This window comes from Streptomyces sp. MB09-02B, from assembly GCF_033794485.1.
GTDB lineage: Bacteria > Actinomycetota > Actinomycetes > Streptomycetales > Streptomycetaceae > Streptomyces.
The window spans coordinates 1-905 of the sequence record NZ_JARGEE010000930.1; the positions used below are offsets into that span (position 1 = coordinate 1).

1 protein-coding gene is annotated in these 905 nt (G+C 70.7%); it reads left to right on the top strand.

Annotation, left to right across the window (positions count from 1 at the left end):
- Positions 1 to 25: 25 nt before the first annotated feature.
- The coding region (locus P1P70_RS45145) for a serine/threonine-protein kinase (protein WP_319248366.1) at positions 26 to 905 on the top strand (880 nt) is incomplete at its 3' end.

A 905-nucleotide genomic window follows, 5' to 3' on the forward strand; every position in this document is an offset into this window, starting at 1 on the left:
GCGTAAGTTTGGTTTAAGAGACAGGGTGGGGGAGGTCTGGCGGGCGAGAGACGAGTCCCTGGGGCGGCAGGTCGCGCTCAAGTGCCTGAAACCACTGACCGCCCAGCCCGACCAGTCCGTCACCCGGGTCCTGCGGGAGCGGTTCCGGCGCGAGGCGCGCGTCGCGGCGGCCCTTCAGCACCGGGGCGTGACCGTCGTCCACGACTTCGGCGAGTCCGACGGAGTGCTGTTCCTCGTCATGGAGTTACTGGAGGGCCGCAACCTCAGCCAACTCCTGGAGGACAACCGGCACCATCCGCTGGCCGTCCCCACGGTCGTCGAGATCGCCGGCCAGGTGGCCTCCGCCCTCGCCCACACCCACCTCCAGGGCATCGTGCACCGTGACCTGAAGCCCGCCAACATCATGCTGCTCACCGACGGCACCGTGAAGATCTGCGACTTCGGCATAGCGCGCCTGGGCCGGGACGTCACCTTCACCTCCCGCCTCACCGGCACCGGCATCGCGATGGGCACCCCGCACTACATGTCGCCGGAACAGATCATCGGCGGTCAGGTCGACCGGCGCAGCGACCTCTACTCGTTCGGCTGCGTGCTCTACGAAATTGTCACCGGCGTGCCGCCGTTCGACCTCGACGACGCCTGGGCGGTACTCATGGGCCACCGCGACACAGCGCCGGCGCCCCCGCGCAGCCACCGTGACGAGGTGCCCGAGTACCTCGACCGGATCATCCTCGACCTGCTCGCCAAGGAGCCGGAGGACCGCCCCCACGACGCCCGCGAGTTGGGTCGCAGGGTCGACGAGGGGCGGGCGGTGACGGCCCCGGCACCGGCCCGCGCCCATGTCCCGCCCGTCGTCCCGCCCCCGTTCTTCCCCGAAGCCGCTTCCGGCGCGCACCGGCCCCGGG